The organism is Pumilibacter muris (assembly GCF_943193045.1).
Lineage (GTDB): Bacteria > Bacillota > Clostridia > Christensenellales > Pumilibacteraceae > Pumilibacter > Pumilibacter muris.
This window is the reverse complement of the sequence record NZ_CALPCN010000013.1, coordinates 1-2,474: the sequence shown is the minus strand read 5'-3', so window position 1 is coordinate 2,474 and position 2,474 is coordinate 1. Positions and strand designations below refer to the sequence as shown.

Annotated in this window: 2 protein-coding genes; both read right to left on the bottom strand. The window is 46.2% G+C overall.

The genetic code is table 11. The annotated features are described in order from the left end of the window. A partial coding sequence (locus tag NFR62_RS10100; protein ID WP_251618072.1) for a hypothetical protein occupies positions 1 to 529 on the bottom strand: 529 nt, incomplete at its 3' end. A gap of 8 nt (positions 530 to 537) precedes the next feature. After that, positions 538 to 2,400, bottom strand: a complete 1,863-nt coding sequence (locus NFR62_RS10095; RefSeq protein ID WP_251618070.1) for a DUF2357 domain-containing protein — start codon at positions 2,398 to 2,400, stop codon at positions 538 to 540. Between the last annotated feature and the right edge of the window lie 74 nt (positions 2,401 to 2,474).

Sequence of the window (2,474 nt, the reverse complement as noted above, 5' to 3'; positions counted from 1 at the left end):
CGTTGTACGCAGGCCGACTGTATTTTTCGTATGCCTTGTCTATCTCCGTAAGCATGTAAAACCGCGAACCTTCGGCAGACGACAAAGCGTTCTCGGAAGTTTTCGCCCGCTCGGTTGCCGAAACCGAAACGCTCGCCGGCTCTCCGTTTTCTTCAAACTCAGAAGTTTTCGAATTTACCGCAGCAAGAGCGGTTTCCACCTTGTCGCTCGCCTCAACGCTTTTCAACTTTTCTTTTTCTTTCGCGTCCTTTTCGAAATCGACTCCGAAATATTCGGGAGTGGCAAGCTCGGTGCCGTTACTTGCGGCGTACGCCATGCACACGAAAAAGAACAGCATTATAATAAGCAACAGAGCAAATCCGACTACAAAATATTTGATATCCGAGCGGAACAGTTCGAAGTTCTTGTTTCCGTATTTGTTGTATTGTTTTATTACGGCGCAAAAAATCAACGCGAAAAGAACGGTTACGAGCGTAATCGCAAAAACTACTTTTCCTATTAAGCTTTTTGTTCCTTTCGCCTTTTTCATCGCGTTTTTTAGTTGCCTTCTCCCGCTACCGAATCGGGTTCGGTATTCGTCTCTTTCTTTCCGTACACTTCTCTTTTAATAGCCTTTTTCGTGAGCTTCCACTGCCCTTTAAAAAATTGTTTGAACGCCTCGAACTCTTCTTCAAGCTCAACGAACCGCTCGCGCGAAGTATAGTCGGTACTCGGCTTCATGTCGCCGTTCTTCATTCTCAAACCGTCGAGTTCGGTGCGTATATACAGATTTTCTCTGTCGCGCGCGGTAAACTCTTCGGCGTAATTTTTTTCGAGTTCTCGCAATTTGGCTTCGTACTCGTCCGCAAGTTTTTGTTGCTCGCCGTCGAAAACGGCGGCGCGAGCCTCAACGTCGGCAATGCCCTGTTCGTACTTGCTTTTGGTAAGATTCCATTGAGAGTTCAACTCTTCGAGTTCGGCTCTAAGCTCCTCTTCCTTTATATCGTGCTCCGAAATTCTTTCTCGAAGTTCGTTTGCAAACGCCGATTCCGCTGCGGCAAGTTCTTCGGCATGCGACGCTTTTAAAGCTTCTTCCCGATTTGCGTGCGCTTGCACGAGCTCGGATTTTTCACGCTCGTATTCTTTTTTCAGCGCCGACATATCTTCTATGTATTTTTGATTGAGCGCCGCAAGTTCGAGCTCTTTTTGTTCTATAACCGCTTTAAATTCGTTTATTCTGCGGTTAAGCTCCGACTTTTCGTTATTGAGTTCGTCTATACGCAGAGCGAGCGCGTCCATTTCCTGCCTAACGGTTTGCAAATCCTCGCTGTCCTTTTCGAGCATTCGCACTCTTTCTTCAAGCACGAGCATATATTCCTCGAAAGTTTTGTTCGATTCGTTGGCGCGCTTTTTAAGTCTTTTCAATCTCTCCGCGAGTTTCTCCGCTTCGGCGTTTTTGCGACGTCGCTCTTCCTTTTTATACTCGCTTTCCAAAACGTCGTTTATTCCGTTTCCGAATTTATAGGCAAGAAACGATATGAGCGAAAGCGATTCCGCAACTTCGTCGGCAATTTGGTCGGAAAACGGCGCAAAGTTGTAACGCACTTCTTCATAGGTGTAACCCGCGCCTTTATACGACGCTATATAGTCGTAAAGCGCGAGCGCCTTTTTAAAGTTATTGTTCATTTTAAGAACGTTTGTTTTAACTATGGGCGGTTTGAGCATAGGCGATTTCGCCACTTGCGTCATAAGGTCGGTTCCGAGCAAAGAATTAACTATGCTTTGGCAATCCTTTATTCGCTTTATAAGCAATTCGGTGTTTTCGTCGGCAACGGGATAGCGGTTGTCCGCCCTGCTCTCAACCACAGTAGACTGCACCAAAAGCTTGCGCTTTTTCGTTACCACTTCTTTCTGAACGTGCATATTCCCAACGTAGGTATGCCGTAGCGCTTCGATTTTTTCCAACCTGAAATTTATAAAGTCGCTTATGTACCTAAGCATCATATATAAAAATCTGTTTTCGTATACGGCATAGTCGCTGAGTTTTTCAACCATGTAAAGCTTGTCGGGCACAACGTCGGCGCCCTCTTCGGGCAAGCGCGTAATCATATCGCTGTGCTTGGCAAGGTGCTCCACCGAATCTTTGGAAATTTTCTTAACCTTTTCTATGGGCACAACTTCGCCGTCGGAACGAATAAACTGCCGTTCTTCCGCAACCGCCTTTTCGACAAAAGACAAGCCTTCCTCGATGGCTGTAATCCAGTCGTCTTGGATTGAAACAAGGTATTTGGTTGCTTCGAGCTTATCCGCTTCGGTGTTTGCCTGCGCAATAGCTTTGCGCTTTCTTACACACGACGCTTCGTCTAAGGTCTCTTTTCTCAATTCCTTAAACGCTCGGAAGTAAACGTCTAAATGGCTCATTCTTTTACCTCACGGGGGTATATAACGGGAACGGTTTTGTTGTCGTCGGTTGCGGCTATGCTCGGCATTACACG

Coding starts and splice junctions, on each gene's coding strand:
- NFR62_RS10095 (WP_251618070.1), bottom strand. CDS start 2,400: ATGAGCCATTTAGACGTTTACTTCCGAGCGTTTAAGGAATTGAGAAAA.